Source organism: Azotobacter tropicalis, assembly GCF_059739045.1.
The window spans coordinates 4078874-4094590 of sequence record NZ_AP046059.1; the positions used below are offsets into that span (position 1 = coordinate 4078874).

The window sequence follows — 15717 nt, forward strand, 5'->3', positions numbered from 1 at the left end:
TGGGCCGCCCCCGTGCCGTGCTGCCAATCTGGGCCGTACCGCCATCGCTTTCTGTTTCAGGACGAATCGACGTGAGCAACCAACTCTTCGATGCCTACTTCACCAGCGCGCCGATGCGCGCGGTGTTTTCCGACCGCGGGCGCCTGCAGGGCATGCTCGATTTCGAGGCCGCGCTGGCGCGGGCCGAGGCGAAGGTCGGACTGATTCCCGCGGCCGCCGTGGCGCCGATCGCCGGCGCCTGCGTGGCCGAGCGCTTCGATGTCGCCGCTCTGGCCACGGCCATCGCCAGCGCCGGCAACTCGGCGATCCCGCTGGTCAAGGCCCTCGGCCGGCAGATCGCCGCCGTGGATGCCGAGGCAGAGCGCTACGTGCACCTCGGTGCGACCAGCCAGGACGCCATGGACAGCGGCCTGGTGCTGCAACTGCGCGCCGCCGTCGCGCTGTTCGAAACCGAGCTGGCGCAACTGGCCGAGGACCTCGCCGCCCAGGCCGAGCGTCACGCCGATACCCCGCTGGCCGGGCGCACTTGGCTGCAGCACGCCACCCCGGTGACCCTCGGCATGAAGCTCGCCGGCCTGCTCGGCGCGCTCACCCGCCAGCGCCAGCGGCTGGCCGAGTTGAAGCCGCGCCTCCTGGTCCTGCAGTTCGGCGGCGCCGCCGGTACCCTGGCCGCCCTGGGCGAACACGCCCTGCCGGTGGCCGAGGCGCTGGCCCGCGAACTGGACCTGGCCCTGCCCGAGCAGCCTTGGCACACCCAGCGCGACCGTCTGGCCGAGTTCGCCGGCTGGCTCGGCCTGCTCGCCGGCACCCTCGGCAAGCTCGGCCGCGACCTCAGCTTGCTGATGCAGACCGACGTCGGCGAGGCGTTCGAGCCCTCGGCGCCGGGCAAGGGCGGCTCCTCGACCATGCCGCACAAGCGCAACCCGGTCGGCGCCGCCGTGCTGATCGGCGCCGCCACCCGCGCGCCGGGGCTGGTCGCCACCATGCTGTCGGCCATGCCCCAGGAGCACGAGCGCAGCCTCGGCCTCTGGCATGCCGAGTGGGAAACCCTGCCCGAGCTGTGCTGCCTGGTTTCCGGCGCCCTGCAGCAGGCGCGCCTGCTGCTGCCGGGACTGGAAGTGGACGCCGTGCGCATGCGTGAGAACCTCGACCTGACCCGGGGCCTGGTGCTCGCCGAGGCGGTGAGCATCGCCCTGGCCCAGCGGCTGGGCCGCGAGCGTGCCCATCATCTGGTCGAGCAGTGCTGCCGCCAGGCCGTCGCCGAGGGGCGTCACCTGCGTGCCGTGCTCGGCGGCAACGCCGACGTCAGCGGCGAGCTGTCCGCCGCCGAACTGGACCGCCTGCTCGATCCGTCCCATTACCTCGGCCTGGCGCAGCGCTGGGTCGCCCGTGCCGTGGCCGAACACCGCGCCACCCACTGCTAAGGAGTCATAGATGCCGACTGTGCAACTCGCCGATGGCGCCCTGAACTACCAGATCGACGGCCCCGCGGGCGCGCCGGTACTGGTGCTGTCCAATTCGCTGGGCACCGACCTGCGCATGTGGGACGCGCAGATCCCGGCCTTCGCCGGGCATTTCCGCGTGCTGCGCTACGACACCCGCGGCCACGGCCACTCGGTGGTCAGCCACGGACCGTACAACGTCGAGCAGCTTGGCCGCGATGTGCTGGCGCTGGCCGATGCCCTCGACATCCGCAAGTTTTCCTTCTGCGGCCTGTCCATGGGCGGGCTGATCGGCCAGTGGCTGGGTGTCAACGCCGGCGAACGCCTGCACAAGCTGGTGCTGTGCAACACCGCGGCGAAGATCGCCAACGACGAGGTCTGGAACACCCGCATCGACACCGTGCAGAAGGGCGGCACGCAGGCCATGCGCGACCTGCGCGACGCCTCCATCGCCCGCTGGTTCACCCCCGAGTTCGTCGCCGCCCAGCCGGGCAAGGTCGAGCCGATCGTCGGCATGCTGGCGCAGACTTCGCCCGAGGGCTATGCCGCCAACTGCGCGGCGGTGCGCGATGCCGACTTCCGCGAGCGGCTCGGCGCCGTCGCCGTGCCGACGCTGATCGTCTGCGGCACCCAGGACGCGGTGACCACCCCGGAGAATGGCCGCTTCATGCAGGCGTGCATCCAGGGGGCGGAGCGGGTCGAGTTCCATGCCGCGCACCTGTCCAACGTCGAGGCCGGCGAGGCCTTCACCCGGGCGGTGCTGGCGTTCCTCAAGAAGTAAGTCAGACGTAGGGTGGGCAACGGCGCAGCCTTGCCCACCGTGGCCCTTGGTGGACAAGCGCTCCGCGCGTTGTCCACCCTACGGAAAGGCCAAGCCCGCCACCATGATCATCAGGCCAGCTGCCATGGGCGAGCCGGCCGAACCTTCCACGGAGCCAGCAATGGACGAGAAAGAACGCTACGACGCCGGCATGCAGGTGCGCCGCGCGGTGCTCGGCGACGCCCACGTCGACCGCAGCCTGAAGAACCTGACGCCGTTCAACGAAGAATTCCAGGAAATGATCACCCGGCATGCCTGGGGCGACATCTGGACCCGCCCGGGCCTGCCGCGCCACACCCGCAGCCTGATCACCATCGCCATGCTGATCGGCATGAACCGCGAGGGCGAGCTGAAGCTGCACCTGCGCGCGGCGAAGAACAACGGCGTGACCCGCGACGAGATCAAGGAAGTGCTGATGCAGAGTGCCATCTACTGCGGCATTCCGGCGGCCAACGCCACCTTCCACCTGGCCGAGGAGGTCTGGGACGAGCTGGGCGTGGAATCGCTGGGCTGAGCCTCCGAACCGGCCGATCCGCCTCCTGCCGGCCATGCGCCGGCAGGATCGGTCGGCGGGGCTGAGGCCGCGTTCGCGCTGACGCGAGGTGCCGGGCTTCACTCCGCCCGGCATCCGCCGTGGTCACGCGCTATGCGTCGCAGGCATCCCACTCGGGGGCGAACTCGGGGCTGACCAGGCGCTGGTTCTTCGGCAGGGCATCGATCAGGGCGCGGTCTTCGTCGTCCAGCGTCACCTCCAGCGCGCCGAGGTTGATGCGCTGGTTGGCGACGCTGCCGGCCTTGGGAATGGCCGCGACCGAGGGCTGGTCGAGCAGCCATTTCAGGGCGATTTGCGCAGGTTCGGCCCCGTGCCTGGCAGCGATCGCGCGGATTTCCGCCACTTCCGCAATGCGGTTGCGGGCCAGCGGGCTGTAGGCGATCAGCGCCATGCCGTGCCGGCGGGCGTAGTCGAGCAGCTGCCGCTGGCCGAGCAGGACGTGGTATTCCACCTGGATGGCGGAGAGCGGCGCGCCCAGTTCCTCGACCGTCCGGCGCAGCAGTGCTAGCGGGAAGTTGGCCACGCCGATGTGCCGAGCCCTGCCTTCCTCGCGCAGGGCGACCAGGGTTTCGATGCTGCGCGGCAGGTCCCAGTCCTTGCCCGGCCAGTGGATCATGAACAGGTCGACGCGGTCGGTGCGCAGGGCGTCCAGGCTGCGCTCCAGCGAGGCGCGCATGGCCGCCGGCTGCAACTGGTCCCACCAGACCTTGGTGGTCAGGTGCACGTCTTCGCGGGGCACCGGCGACTGTTCCAGCGCCCGGCCCACGGCCGCCTCGTTCGCGTAGGCGGCCGCCGTGTCGATATGCCGGTAGCCCAGCTCCAGGGCGCTGTGCACGGCGCGGGCGCATTCCTCGCCGAGCATCGGCCAGGTGCCGAGGCCCAGTTTGGGCAGAACCAGCCGGTCGTGGGTGACGATGTTCTGCATGCGTTCTTCTCCTGTCGTCATTCCGCAGTGACGGCGCCCGCGACATGGCGCGCGGCGATATAGCCGAAGGTCATCGCCGGGCCGAGGTTGATGCCGCCGGAGGGGTAGTGGCCGCCCATGATGCTGGCCATGTCGGTGCCCGCCGCGTACAGCCCGTCGATGGGCGCGCCGTCGCCGTCCAGCACCTGGGCGTGGGCGTTGGTCTTCAGGCCGGCGAAGGTGCCGAAGCAGCCCGGCTCGACCTTGACGGCGTAGAAGGGGGCGCTGACGATCGGCGCGAGACAGGGGTTCGGGCCGGTATGCAGGGGATCGCCCTGCTTGCGGTTGTAGGGGGTCGAGCCCTTGCCGAAGGCCGGGTCCTTGCCCTGGTAGGCCTGCAGGTTGTACGCGTCGACGGTCGCGGCCAGTCCGGCCGGGTCGATGCCGCAGGCCTCGGCCAGCTCTTCGAGGGTCTTGCCGCGTTTCAGGTAGCCGGAGCGCAGTGCGCCGGTCAGCGGCACCGGGAACGGGCGGGCGAAACCGAGCCCGTAGCGGCGCAGGAAGCGGTGGTCGCAGATCAGCCAGGAGGCCGCCGGCTGGCCTTCCGGCGCGCTGGCCAGCATGGCCGCGACATAGTCGTAGTAGCCGTTGGCTTCGTTGACGAAGCGCTTGCCGTCGGACAGCACGCCGATCACGCCGGGCTTGGCGCGGTCGATGATGTGCGGGAAGTGGCCGAAGCTGCCGTCCCAGTGCGCTACGCGGGACACCGGCGCCCAGGCCACCGGCGAGGCGAGGTCGGTGACCAGCCGGCCGCCGGCGGCCTCGCCCAGGCGGATGCCGTCGCCTTCGCAGGCGGCCGGCGGCAGCGCCAGATGCTCGCGGCCGGTGGGCGTGCGCGGGAACAGCGCCTTGCGCCGGGCGACGTCGTTGGGGAAGCCGCCGGCGGCGAGCAGCACGGCCCTGGCGCGGATGGCGACATCGCCGCGGGCGGTGGCCACCACCGCGCCCCGGACCTGGCCGTTCTCCTCGATCAGCTGCTTGGCCGGCGCCGCTTCCCACAGTTGCACGCCCAGGTCTTCGGCGGACTTGGCCAGGCGGGCGACCAGCGCCACGCCGTTGACCAGCTGCATGGCCCGGCCATGGAAGGCGAGGTCCCACAGGTGCTGGAGGAAGCGCCTGCCGACGTGGAGGGTGGAACGCAGCGAACGGGTCACGCTGAGGAACGCCGCCAGATCCGGGCCGGCCATGATCGGCATGCCCATGAAGGAGGTCTCGCGCATGGTCTTGCGCAGGCGGCGCAGCAGCGGTCCGACCTTGCGCCCGTTGTAGGGCGCGGCGATCACCTGGTGGCCGCCGGTGGCGGCGCCCGGGCTGTCGCCGTGGATGTCGGGGATGCCGTTGCCGTCGACGAACTGCAGCGCGGTGTGCTTCTCGAAAAAGGCGACCATGTTCGGGCCGTTGTCGAGGAAGGCGTCGACCAGCGCCGCATCGTAGCGCTCGCCCAGCTCGTGCCTGAGATAGGTACGCGGCTGCTCGGGGTCCTCGTGGATGCCGGCGCGCCTGGCCAGCGGGTTGCCGGGCACCCACATCCAGCCGCCGGACCAAGCGGTGGCGCCGCCGAAGACCGGCTCCTTTTCCACCACGATGACTTTCAGGCCATGCCAGGCGGCGGTGACCGCGGCCGACAGACCGGCGGCGCCGGAGCCTATGACGAGCAGATCGCATTCGACAGACGGGGGCGTGGGCATTCTGACTTCTCCCGAAGGCCTGGCACCCTGTGAGGGCAGGCGGGTTGTGCGTTTTTATGATTCTGGAATCTTGTTCCAATAATAATGCTAGGCGGCGTTCACGCCAAGCCCGGATGCGGGTTGCCGAGGTGTGCGATGGGGGATGGGCGGGAGACATGGCCGCCGTGCGGCGGCCGGCAGGAATCCGGCCCGCCTGTCCGGCGGGCCGGAGAGGGCGACTCAGAACAGCGAGAGCGGATAATTGATGACCACGCGGTTTTCGTTCCAGCTGGTGTTGGTGCCCCAGTTGGCGCGTTTGGTGGAGTTGCGCAGGCGGACGGTGAGGTTCTTCAGCGAGCCGCTCTGGAACACGTAGGCCAGTTCGTTCTCGCGGCTCCAGGTCTCGCCGTTGGTCGCGCCGTCCCGGTGCACGTTCCTGCCGTCGATGTAGCGGCTCATGAAGGTCATGCCGGGAATACCGAGGCCGGCGAAGTTGTAGTCGTGGCGGATCTGCCAGGAGATTTCCTTGGGGTTGTTGTAGGGGCCGGCATAGACGTCGTTGGGCAGGGGGTCGGCGCTGGTGCCGTTGACCTGCAGCCAGCGGTCCTTGCCGGTGAGTTTCTGGTAGGCGAAGGTGAAGGTGTTGCTGCCGGCCCTGAGGGCGAAGCGGCCGAAGAAGGTCTTGTTGTCCAGATTGCCGGCGAGGGCCTGGCCGTCTTCCTCGCCGTCGAAGAGGCCCAGCTTGGCGTTGAGCGACACGTCCTTGCCCAGCGGCTGGGTATGGCGGATCTCGAAGTAGCGCTGCTTGTAGAGGTCCTCCAGTTGCGCGAACCAGGCGCTGAGCATGGTCTGGCCTTCGTTGAAGCTGTACTCGACGCCGCCGAAGTTGAAGCGGTCGGAGGTGCCGCGGCTGCTGATGCCGTCGATGGTCATGTCCTGCATGCTGGCGTCGTTGCGCGGACTGTTCTGGCGCATCTGCCCGGCGTAGAGCGTCACGTTCTTGATGTCCTTGGAGGTGAGCATGCCGCCCTGGAAGGTCTGCGTCAGGCCGCGTCCGTCGTCCGAACTGAGGATGGGCAGCACCGGGTTCCATTCGCCGACCTTGATCTCGGTATTCGAGTAACGGGCCTTGAAGGCGACGCCGAAGCGGCCGAAATCGTCGGCCGGCTTGTTGCCGTCGTGGGTGGGCAACAACTGGGTGCCGTAGGTGCCGCCGCCGCCGTCGAGCTTGACCGACCAGAGCCCGAGCAGATCGATGCCAAAGCCGACGGGGCCTTCGGTGAAGCCCGATTGCACGTTCAGGATGAAGCTCTGCGTCCACTCCTCGGCCTTGCCGCGGGTGGCGCCGTGGTCGTAGTCGCGATTCAGGTAGTAGTTGCGCAGGTTCAGCGTGCCTTTGGCATCTTCAAAGAAGGCGGCCTGCAGCGGGCCGGACGAAAGGGCGGCGGCGATCGCGCAGGGAAGCGCGATTCGGCAAGGCTTCACGAGCCGGGCAGATGTGACTCTCATTATTCTTGTTCCTGAACAGGTGATTTCCGGGCATGCGGGCATCCCTCCGCGAGGGCGGACGTCTGCATGGTCGGGGGCTTCGGCGCTGTGGTTACTGCCGGGGCTGGCTGGATCTGGACATGGGGGCTGAGGCCTCGAAAGTCTTGTTGTTGTTATCGAAAGCGCCCCGCGTGCGCTGGGGCGTCGGCCTTCAGGGCGCTCCTGAGGGCGATGTGGCGATGCTAGTAACAAAAGCTTTCAGCAGGCTTTCACGAGACTTTCAGGGCTTGTGCGCCGATTGGCGGTATGGGGCCGTGGCCGTTTTGTCCGTGCGGTGGATGGCGTCTGTTTTCCCGGCGGCGGTGCGCCAGGGGTTTCCTCTTCGAAACGATTCCGGATGCGCCAAAAAAAGACCCGCCGTGAAGGCGGGTCAAACTCTCGCAGAGGCAAAGAGTGACGGTTCAGAACAGCGAGAGCGGGTACTGGACGATCAGGCGTTGTTCGTTGAACTGGTTGTTGCTGCCCCAGTCGCGGCGCATGGTGCTGTTGCGCCAGCGCAGGATCAGGTTCTTCGCCGCGCCGCTCTGCACCACGTAGGCCAGCTCGCTCTCGCGGCCCCATTCCTCGCCGTCGTCGACGGCGCCGACGTGCACGTTGTGGCCTTGGATGTAGCGGGTCATGAAGGTCAGCCCCGGCACGCCGATGGCCGCGAAGTTGTAGTCGTAGCGCAGCTGCCAGGAGCGCTCGCGGGCGTTGTCGTAGCTGGAGTTGTAACTGTCGTTGGCCAGGGTGCCGCCGCTGGTGCCGTTGACCCGCAGCCACTTGCTGTCGCCGCTGACCCGTTGCAGGCCCAGGTAGAAGGTGTGCGCGTTGTACTTGAGGGAGAACAGTCCGGACAGCACCTTGTTGTCCAGATGGCCTTCCAGCGCCTCGCCGTCCTCTTCGCCGTCGAAGTAACCGATGTTGGCGCCCAGGGTCCATTCCTTGCCGAGCGGCTGGGTGTGCAGCAGCTGGACGTAGCGCTGCTTGTAGATGTCCTTCAGGCGCGCGTACCAGAGCCCGACGGTGGTGCGCTTGTCGTTGAAGGCGTATTCGGCGCCGCCGAAATCGAAGTCGTCGGATTTGCGGTCGCTGGTGTAGGGGCTGGTGCCGAACAGCGTCATGTCCTCCATGCTGCCGTCGTCGCGCGGGCTGTTGCCGGTGATGTGGCCGGCATAGAGGGTCAGGTTCTTGATGTCCTTCGAGGTGAGCATGGTGCCCTCGAAGGTCTGCGGCAGCGAGCGGCCGTCGTCGGCGCGCAGGATCGGCAGCACCAGGTACCACTCGCCGACGCGCAGCTCGGTTTCGGAGAGCTTCATCTTGCCGGAGACGGCGATCCGGCCGAACTTGTCGGCGGGCTTGCCGTCCTTGTCGAGCGGCAGCAGCTGGGTGCCGCCGGTGCCCTTGCCGCCGTCGAGCTTCTGCGAATAGAGGCCGAGCACGTCGACGCCGAAGCCGACCGGGCCCTGGGTGTAGCCGGACTTGAAGTCGAGGATGAAGTTCTGGGTCCACTCCTCGGCCTTGCTGCGGGTGGCGTTGTCGTGCTTGAAGTCGCGGTTGATGAAGAAGTTGCGCAGGGTCAGGGTGCCCGTGGCGTCTTCGACGAAGCCTGCGGCGTTCGCGGCGAGGGGCAGGGCCAGGATTGCGCCGAAGGTCAGGCTTGCGCCACTGCGCGCCGTCGACAGCAGGTCGCGTGAAGTCATGGATGGTCTCCGTTGTTTTTGTAGGACATGACTTGTCCCTCCGGCCAGACATGCAGACATGCAACGGCGGAGAGAGCGGGGGATTGGCTGGGTCGCTGGGAGCTCGACCGTCGACAGCGAGTCAGATCAGCGGGGATGCGCCGGGAAGCGGAGGCAGCGCAGGAGCGGTAAGGCGGAAATGCACGACATCGAAGAATTCCTTTTGAAATTATTGTTGGAATCAAGAGGCCCGGGATGCTTCCCAAGTGGGCGTTTATGGTTGCCGCCCGCTCCCGTGGGGGTCAATCGGGTGAGCAGGGCTTTGGTGCGGTAATCGCACCAATAGTTAACCGTTTGGTACATTTGTGTTGCTCGCCCCGAAGTGTCGACCAATAATTGATGCGGATTTCCCCCTTCGCCAGTCCGGCCTGCCCGATCCATGCTTTCGGCAGCCGCTGGCGGCCGACTGCTCCAATGCGGAGGACTCATGCATCGTTCCATAGCTACCGTCTCGCTCAGTGGAACCCTGCCGGAAAAGCTCGAGGCGATCGCCGCCGCCGGCTTCGATGGCGTGGAGATCTTCGAGAACGACCTGCTCTATTACGGCGCCAGCCCGCGCGAGGTGCGCAAGCTGGCCGCCGACCTGGGCCTGGCCATCACCCTGTTCCAGCCGTTCCGCGACTTCGAGGGCTGCCGCCGCGACCGCCTGCAGCGCAACCTCGACCGCGCCGAGCGCAAGTTCGACCTGATGCAGGAGTTGGGCACCGATCTGGTGCTGGTGTGCAGCAATGTCGCCGGCGACTCCCTCGGCGAGCGGCAGGTCCTCGTCGACGACTTGCGCCTGCTGGCCGAGCGTGCCGGCGCGCGCAACCTGCGCATCGGCTACGAGGCGCTGGCCTGGGGCCGTCACGTCAACACCTGGCAGCAGGTCTGGGACATCGTCAGGGAAGCCAACCACCCGAGCCTGGGCATGATCCTCGACAGCTTCCACACCCTGTCGCTGAAGGGTGATCCGAGCGCCATCGCCGAGGTGCCGGGGGAGAAGATCTTCTTCGTGCAGATGGCCGATGCGCCGATCCTGGCCATGGACGTGCTGGAGTGGAGCCGGCATTTCCGCTGTTTTCCGGGGCAGGGCGAGTTCGACTTGCCGGGCTTTCTCGCGCCGATCCTCAAGAGCGGCTACCGCGGGCCGCTGTCGCTGGAAATCTTCAACGACGGCTTCCGTGCCGCGCCGACCCGCAGCAACGCGGCGGACGGCTATCGCTCGCTGCTCTATCTGGAGGAGAAGACCCGCCTGCTGCTGGAGCGGCAGGGGCAGCCGGTGGAGCCCGGGGTGCTGTTCGCGCCGCCGCCGGCCAGCCGCTATGACGGCATCGAGTTCCTCGAGTTCGCCGTGGACGACACCCACGCCGCCCGGCTGACTCACTGGCTGACCCAGCTGGGCTTCGCCGAGGCCGGTCGCCATCGCTCGAAGAACGTCAGCCTGCTGCGCCAGGGCGGCATCAACCTGGTGCTCAACGCCGAACCCTATTCCTTCGCTCACAGCTACTTCGAGGCCCATGGCCCGTCGCTGTGCGCCACCGCGTTGCGGGTGCAGGACGGCCATCAGGCGCTGGAGCGCGCCTGCGGCTTCGGCGGCCAGCCCTATCGCGGTCTGGTCGGCCCCAACGAGCGCGAGGTTCCCGCGGTGCGCGCGCCGGACAGCAGCCTGATCTACCTGGTTGACCGCGATGCCGAGGGCCACAGCATCTACGAGACCGACTTCGATCTGAAAAAAGGTCCAGCCGGCAGTGGCGTGCTGCAGCGCATCGACCATGTGGCCATGGCCCTGCCGGCCGAGGCCATGGATTCATGGGTGCTGTTCTACAAGAGCCTGTTCGACTTCGCGGCCGACGACGAGGTGGTGCTGCCCGACCCCTACGGGCTGGTCAAAAGCCGCGCGGTGCGCAGCCGCTGTGGCTCGGTGCGCCTGCCGCTGAACATCTCGGAGAACCGCAACACGGCGATCTCCCGTTCGCTGTCGACCTATCGCGGTTCCGGGGTGCACCACATCGCCTTCGTCTGCGACGACATCTTCGCCGCCGTCGAGCAGGCCAAGGAAGCCGGCGTGCCCCTGCTGGAAATCCCGCTGAACTACTACGACGATCTGGCCGCGCGCTTCGACTTCGACGACGACTTCCTCAGCAAGCTGGCCTACTTCAACATCCTCTACGACCGCGATGCCCAAGGCGGCGAGCTGTTCCACGTCTACACGGAGCCGTTCGCCGAGCGCTTCTTCTTCGAGATCCTGCAGCGCAAGGATTACGCCGGCTACGGGGCGGCCAACGTGGCGGTGCGCCTGGCGGCCATGGCCCAGGCGCGCAGCGGACACAGCAAGCCCAAGCTGTGAGGCGGCAAAGCCGCGGCGCCTTCCGCCGTGGCTTTTCTCCTGCGGTGCGGCCATGAATAATGGCGCCATCCTTCCCCTTCAAGATGCGCTTTCCATGCCGGACACCAAGCCTGCCGCCGACCCTGCCGTGCGTCCTCGCCAACCGCGCAAGAACAACCCGGAAAAGACCCGCCAGGACATTCTCCTCGCCGCCATCCACGAGTTCGCCGAGCAGGGCCTGAGCGGTGCGCGGGTGGACGCCATCGCCGAGCGCACCAGCACCTCAAAACGGATGATCTACTACTACTTCGGTAGCAAGGAGCAGCTCTACCTGGCCGTGCTGGAGAAGCTCTACGGCGATATCCGCGCCACCGAGGCCACCCTCCGGCTCGACGAGTTGGCCCCGGAGGCGGCGATCCGCCGGCTGGTCGAGTTCACCTTCGACCACCACGACGCCAACGTCGACTTCATCCGCGTGGCGAGCATCGAGAATATCCATCACGGCGAGCATATCGCCCGGTCCCAGCTGATCCGTTCGATGAGCAAGTCGATCGTCACGGAAATCGCCGCGATCCTCGCCCGTGGTGTCGATGCCGACGTGTTTCGCGCCGGTATCGATCCGCTCGACCTGCATCTGCTGATCAGCTCGTTCTGCTTCTTCCGGGTGTCCAACCGCTATACCTTCTCGACCATCCACCAGGTCGATCTCGGCGACTCGCAGGCCAAGGCGCGCCATCGGGAGATGATCTGCGAGACGGTGATTCGCTATATCCGGGCGTGAGGAGGGGGCTTCCAGTCCGTCGGGGGAAGTGGAGCGCGGCTGATAGGGGCTGTCTGGTGCCGGGCCGGGCTTGTCGCTCGCGGGCCGCGTCGGCGGGGTGGGGGCTTGGCCACTGTCGGAACAGTGGCCAATTCCGACCGGAGTCAGCCGAGGCTGGCGAAATGCGCCATCATCCGTCCGGCATCGGCCTGGGCACCGCTGAACAGCTCGAACGCTTTGACCGCCTGGAACACCGCCATGTTACTGCCATCGAGAGTCAGGCAGCCGAGGGCACGGGCGGTGTGCAGCAGCTCGGTTTCCAGCGGGAAGTAGATGATTTCCGCCACCCATAGCCCGGTATGCAGCAGTTCGGCCGGCAGCGGCATGCCGGGCAGCTTGGCCATCCCGACCGGCGTGGTGTTGACCAGACCCTGGGCTTCGGCTACGGCGGCGGGCAGATCGCTACCGGCCAGCGCCCGACCGGCACCGAAGCTGGTGTCGAGGCTGGCGACCAGATCGGCGACACGGCTCGGCTCCACATCGAAGACGGTCAGCTGGCGCACGCCGGCCTGCAGCAGGGCATGGGCCACCGCGGCTCCGGCGCCGCCGGCGCCCATCTGCACCACGCGCTCGCGTGCCACGCCCGGCAGGCCGCGGCGGAAGCCCTCGGCGAAGCCCAGGCAGTCGGTGTTGTGGCCGATGCGCTTGCCGTCCTTGAACACCACGGTGTTCACCGCGCCGATGCCGCGGGCCTCCGCCGACAGCCCGTCGAGCAGCGGAATGACCGCCTGCTTGCAGGGGAAGGTGATATTCAGGCCGGTGAAGCCCATGCGTTCGGCGGCGGTCAGCAGTTCCGGCAGGGCTTCGCTGGTCAGACCGAGCTTGTCCAGATCGATCAGCCGGTACAGGTAGCGGATGCCCTGGGCGTCGCCCTCCTGCTCGTGCATGGCCGGGGTGCGCGAAGCCTGGATACCGGCGCCGATCAGGCCGGCGAGGATGCTGTTCGGTTTGGCGCTCATGGACTCAATCCTTCTTCAGAAGCTGGCTGAAATGCTGCAGGGCCATGCGGTAGCCGTGGCTGCCGAGGCCGCAGATCACACCGACGGCGATGTCCGACACGAAGGAGTGGTGGCGGAAGGGTTCGCGCTTGTGCACGTTGGAAAGGTGCACCTCGATGACCGGCAGTTCGCTGGCGAGCAGGGTGTCGCGGATGGCCACCGAGGTGTGCGTCCAAGCGGCGGGGTTGATCAGGATGCCGGCACAGCGACCGCGGGCCAAATGGATCCATTCGATCAGCTCGCCTTCATGGTTGGTCTGGCGAAACTCCACGGCCAGACCGCACTCCTCGGCGGTGCGTGTGCAGAGGTCGGCGATGTCGGCCAGGGTCTCCCATCCGTAGGTGGCTGGCTCGCGTGTACCGAGCAGATTGAGATTGGGGCCGTTGAGCACGAGGACTGTGTGTGTCACGCGATTCTCCGTTGTTATTAGGTAATTGGAGGTGCGCGTATAAAATGTACTAAATAGTTAATTCGGTCAATTCGCCGGAAGCCTGGTCGGCGCTTGGCCGACAGCAGCCGCGCCGGACGACACGGCTGCAACCCCACTGGGGTGGGCATTCCGTAGCTTGTTGATGCAGCCGGGGGCGGTTATTAAAGTGTGCGGTTATCGGTCGTGAGGTGGCGTAGATCGAGAGCGAAAGCTTGGGCTGACCGCAGCAAGGCTGCTCCGGAAAGTTGCGCTTCACCTGCAGGCTGACTTCTGGTAAAAATGCGCGACTTGCGGGCGTCGTATAATGGCATTACCTGAGCTTCCCAAGCTCATGACGAGGGTTCGATTCCCTTCGCCCGCTCCAAATATCAACATCTAAGCCCCTGATTTAAGGGGCTTTTTTGTTTCTCGCAGCGATTAATGTCGAAAAAGTGCCGAAATCAGCAAGTAATCATCAGTCTGATGGCATTTCAGATAGCGCGCTTCGATCGCAAGCCGCTGCGCCCCGGCAAAAAGACTGCGTCAGTTCGCCGGGGCGCAGCGGCTCAAAATAGGCGATCGAAGCGCGTCCGAGGCGGAATCAAAAGCCGCCCTCATGATCCACAACCCGCAGAAACTTGATGGTATCCAAAAAAACCTCAAATCCGTAACCATCAGGCGCCTGCAACCCCCTGTGCGAGTGCATCAAAATTTGAGCAGATACGGCAGAGCCTGGAGCAGGCACCACGACACCCACGATCTGAGCAGGCTGCGTGTCGTAAACATCATCCGCTTCCCCGTTACCCCAATCCACTCGGCAAGTCACCCACTTGCCCAAAAGATCCAGCGCCTGAAATACCGTCGGCCGCATGATGACTACGTCCAAAGTCATACATCCCCCTTTTCATAAGCCTTGAGATAACGCTTTATCGCAGTTCTGACGTGGTAAGCCATCGTTTCCCCCGTCTCCTCGGAAAGCCCTCTGAGAGCCTCCAAATCGGACGGAGGCAGCAAGATAGAAAACAGAACTTTCTTTTGCTTGGAGGGCTTTGGAGCAGAAGCCTCGGGCCGACTAGCTGCCTGAACCTCGATTGAAGGGGAAGGCAGTTCTACGCTATCAGCGGCAGGAATGGGCGACCGCTCCTCCTGATCGCGCTTAGAGCGCTCCTCAGACCGCCACTCCAAAGCATCCTTCAACAGCCGAGCGCGTTCAGGCCTAGGCAATGTGCGAAAAAGGTTCTGAGCCTCAGCGATAGACTTACCACCCACCCATGCTAGGAAGGCATAGCAAAGCTGCCGGTCTACTGAATTCATACATAAAACCTATATATGTTTTATGTATTTTCAACGTATGCCTACCTCCAAGTCAAGCCGCAGGCCAAAGCTAATAACAGCCCTTACTGAGACGAAACGACACTCATGAAATTGCTTTTATTGACGTGCTACAGGGACGTCACATGTGCCTACCCGCCCTCGCTCTGAACCAAGCCGCTCGGTCGGGCAGGCACATGGACGATAGGTGCCCAGCAGTTCAGGACAAGAGCAAAAGCGCCTCCGGCGGCCCTGCCGGGGGCGTCTTGCTTGCGACGCGGCGGGAGCGCAGGAGAAAAAGCGCCTCCTGCGCCCCTAGCTGAGCATGTCTTAACTCGTGCAGGGTCAAGGGTGCGCTGCGCCCGTACTCGCCCGCTTCAATCCTCAAAAGCCCCTTGGGCTTTCTGCGGTTGAACCGGCCTGCGAGCGGCCCTTGACCTGGAGAGATCGAGGCAAAAGTGTCGAAGAAGCGTCGAAAAAGCCGTGCCAGACAGTGCCGGAATGACACAAGCGAAGCGGCAGCAGCCACGGAACGCGCAGAATAGGCACACAGCGAAACGGATAGATGAGGGTTCGATTCCCTTCGCCACCCGAATATCCCCGCCTGCCCCTGCATATCCCTGTATCCCTGCTTGTCTCCTCGCGAAATTGCCGAATCTGGGGATACATGAATTGAAGCGGATAGAGATCAAGCGCCAGTCCATGACGTATACCGTGCTCGCCACCCTGGAGCCGGAGGGTAAGGAGTATCGAGAGCTTGATGGGAACGGCCTGTACCTGCGTGTGAAGCCTAACGGCACCAAGTCCTGGCAGCTCCGCTACAAGAGCGCGGCTGGCAAGTGGTCTTGGCTTGGGCTTGGCGGCTATCCAGACGTGAGCGGTTCGCTGGCCCGCCAGAAGGCCGCAAAGCATCGCAAAGACTTGAGCAATGGAATTGACCCTGCCCAGCGCAAGCGCGCCGAGAGGGCCTCCAGGGAAGCCGCTGGGCTGAATCCCCTCCGGGAGTCTGTCGCCTATTGGTATCAGCGTAAGGTCACGGATGGCCTGGCCGAAAGCATGCTCCGGCTGATGCGCGGCTACATCGACAACGACATCTTGCCCGCCCTGGGCAGCAAGCCCATCACCTCGATCACCCCTAGAGCCTGTTATTAACCAC

Annotated in this window: 13 protein-coding genes and 1 tRNA gene; 7 read left to right on the forward strand and 7 right to left on the reverse strand. The window is 65.8% G+C overall.

The genetic code is table 11. The features are described 5' to 3' along the window. Positions 1 to 71 precede the first annotated feature (71 nt). The 3 genes from Atro_RS19290 to pcaC all read left to right on the forward strand — a co-directional run bounded on the left by Atro_RS19290 (position 72) and on the right by pcaC (position 2776). Positions 72 to 1424 (forward strand): 3-carboxy-cis,cis-muconate cycloisomerase, encoded by a 1353-nt coding sequence (locus Atro_RS19290; protein WP_497924875.1) that lies wholly within the window; start codon positions 72 to 74, stop codon positions 1422 to 1424. A 10-nt stretch (positions 1425 to 1434) separates the two neighbouring features. After that, the gene (gene pcaD, locus Atro_RS19295) at positions 1435 to 2223 is read left to right on the forward strand and encodes a 3-oxoadipate enol-lactonase (RefSeq protein WP_497924877.1); all 789 of its coding nucleotides are present in this window, start codon (positions 1435 to 1437) and stop codon (positions 2221 to 2223) included. A gap of 160 nt (positions 2224 to 2383) precedes the next feature. Further along, entirely contained in the window at positions 2384 to 2776 is a 393-nt protein-coding gene (gene pcaC / locus Atro_RS19300) for a 4-carboxymuconolactone decarboxylase (protein ID WP_089168853.1), read from the forward strand. Positions 2777 to 2906: 130 nt separating this feature from the next. Here pcaC and Atro_RS19305 read toward each other — a convergent pair whose 3' ends face one another. The 4 genes from Atro_RS19305 to Atro_RS19320 all read right to left on the reverse strand — a co-directional run bounded on the left by Atro_RS19305 (position 2907) and on the right by Atro_RS19320 (position 8676). Beyond that, positions 2907 to 3740, reverse strand: coding sequence for an aldo/keto reductase (locus tag Atro_RS19305; RefSeq protein ID WP_497924879.1), 834 nt, complete (start codon positions 3738 to 3740; stop codon positions 2907 to 2909). Between the two features lie 17 nt (positions 3741 to 3757). Next, the gene (locus tag Atro_RS19310; protein WP_497924880.1) at positions 3758 to 5467 is read right to left on the reverse strand and encodes an FAD-dependent oxidoreductase; all 1710 of its coding nucleotides are present in this window, start codon (positions 5465 to 5467) and stop codon (positions 3758 to 3760) included. A 219-nt stretch (positions 5468 to 5686) separates the two neighbouring features. Then, entirely contained in the window at positions 5687 to 6955 is a 1269-nt protein-coding gene (locus Atro_RS19315) for an OprD family porin (RefSeq protein ID WP_497924882.1), read from the reverse strand. A gap of 440 nt (positions 6956 to 7395) precedes the next feature. Beyond that, positions 7396 to 8676 (reverse strand): OprD family porin, encoded by a 1281-nt coding sequence (locus Atro_RS19320; protein ID WP_497924884.1) that lies wholly within the window; start codon positions 8674 to 8676, stop codon positions 7396 to 7398. 466 nt (positions 8677 to 9142) lie between these two features. On the opposite strand from Atro_RS19320, the gene quiC reads away from it, so the two are divergent. Then, on the forward strand, positions 9143 to 11044 hold the full coding sequence (gene quiC, locus Atro_RS19325) for a 3-dehydroshikimate dehydratase QuiC (RefSeq protein ID WP_497924885.1): 1902 nt from the start codon (positions 9143 to 9145) through the stop codon (positions 11042 to 11044). A gap of 94 nt (positions 11045 to 11138) precedes the next feature. Beyond that, entirely contained in the window at positions 11139 to 11804 is a 666-nt protein-coding gene (locus Atro_RS19330) for a TetR/AcrR family transcriptional regulator (protein ID WP_497924887.1), read from the forward strand. A gap of 143 nt (positions 11805 to 11947) precedes the next feature. Here Atro_RS19330 and Atro_RS19335 read toward each other — a convergent pair whose 3' ends face one another. After that, positions 11948 to 12802, reverse strand: a complete 855-nt coding sequence (locus Atro_RS19335; protein ID WP_497924889.1) for a shikimate dehydrogenase — start codon at positions 12800 to 12802, stop codon at positions 11948 to 11950. Between the two features lie 4 nt (positions 12803 to 12806). Continuing rightward, positions 12807 to 13250 carry a type II 3-dehydroquinate dehydratase gene (gene aroQ / locus Atro_RS19340; protein ID WP_497924890.1) on the reverse strand — a complete coding sequence of 148 codons (444 nt, stop codon included), beginning with the start codon at positions 13248 to 13250 and terminating at the stop codon, positions 12807 to 12809. A gap of 311 nt (positions 13251 to 13561) precedes the next feature. Here aroQ and Atro_RS19345 point away from each other — a divergent pair. Beyond that, positions 13562 to 13635 (forward strand) — tRNA-Gly (locus Atro_RS19345). Between the two features lie 216 nt (positions 13636 to 13851). On the opposite strand, the gene Atro_RS19350 is transcribed toward Atro_RS19345, so the two are convergent. Next, entirely contained in the window at positions 13852 to 14142 is a 291-nt protein-coding gene (locus Atro_RS19350; protein WP_497924892.1) for a hypothetical protein, read from the reverse strand. Positions 14143 to 15233: 1091 nt separating this feature from the next. On the opposite strand from Atro_RS19350, the gene Atro_RS19355 reads away from it, so the two are divergent. Continuing rightward, on the forward strand, positions 15234 to 15713 hold the full coding sequence (locus Atro_RS19355) for a tyrosine-type recombinase/integrase (RefSeq protein WP_497924894.1): 480 nt from the start codon (positions 15234 to 15236) through the stop codon (positions 15711 to 15713). Positions 15714 to 15717 lie beyond the last annotated feature (4 nt).

Coding starts and splice junctions, on each gene's coding strand:
- pcaD (WP_497924877.1), top strand. CDS start 1,435: ATGCCGACTGTGCAACTCGCCGATGGCGCCCTGAACTACCAGATCGAC.
- pcaC (WP_089168853.1), top strand. CDS start 2,384: ATGGACGAGAAAGAACGCTACGACGCCGGCATGCAGGTGCGCCGCGCG.
- Atro_RS19305 (WP_497924879.1), bottom strand. CDS start 3,740: ATGCAGAACATCGTCACCCACGACCGGCTGGTTCTGCCCAAACTGGGC.
- Atro_RS19310 (WP_497924880.1), bottom strand. CDS start 5,467: ATGCCCACGCCCCCGTCTGTCGAATGCGATCTGCTCGTCATAGGCTCC.
- Atro_RS19315 (WP_497924882.1), bottom strand. CDS start 6,955: ATGAGAGTCACATCTGCCCGGCTCGTGAAGCCTTGCCGAATCGCGCTT.
- Atro_RS19320 (WP_497924884.1), bottom strand. CDS start 8,676: ATGACTTCACGCGACCTGCTGTCGACGGCGCGCAGTGGCGCAAGCCTG.
- quiC (WP_497924885.1), top strand. CDS start 9,143: ATGCATCGTTCCATAGCTACCGTCTCGCTCAGTGGAACCCTGCCGGAA.
- Atro_RS19330 (WP_497924887.1), top strand. CDS start 11,139: ATGCCGGACACCAAGCCTGCCGCCGACCCTGCCGTGCGTCCTCGCCAA.
- Atro_RS19335 (WP_497924889.1), bottom strand. CDS start 12,802: ATGAGCGCCAAACCGAACAGCATCCTCGCCGGCCTGATCGGCGCCGGT.
- Atro_RS19350 (WP_497924892.1), bottom strand. CDS start 14,142: ATGACTTTGGACGTAGTCATCATGCGGCCGACGGTATTTCAGGCGCTG.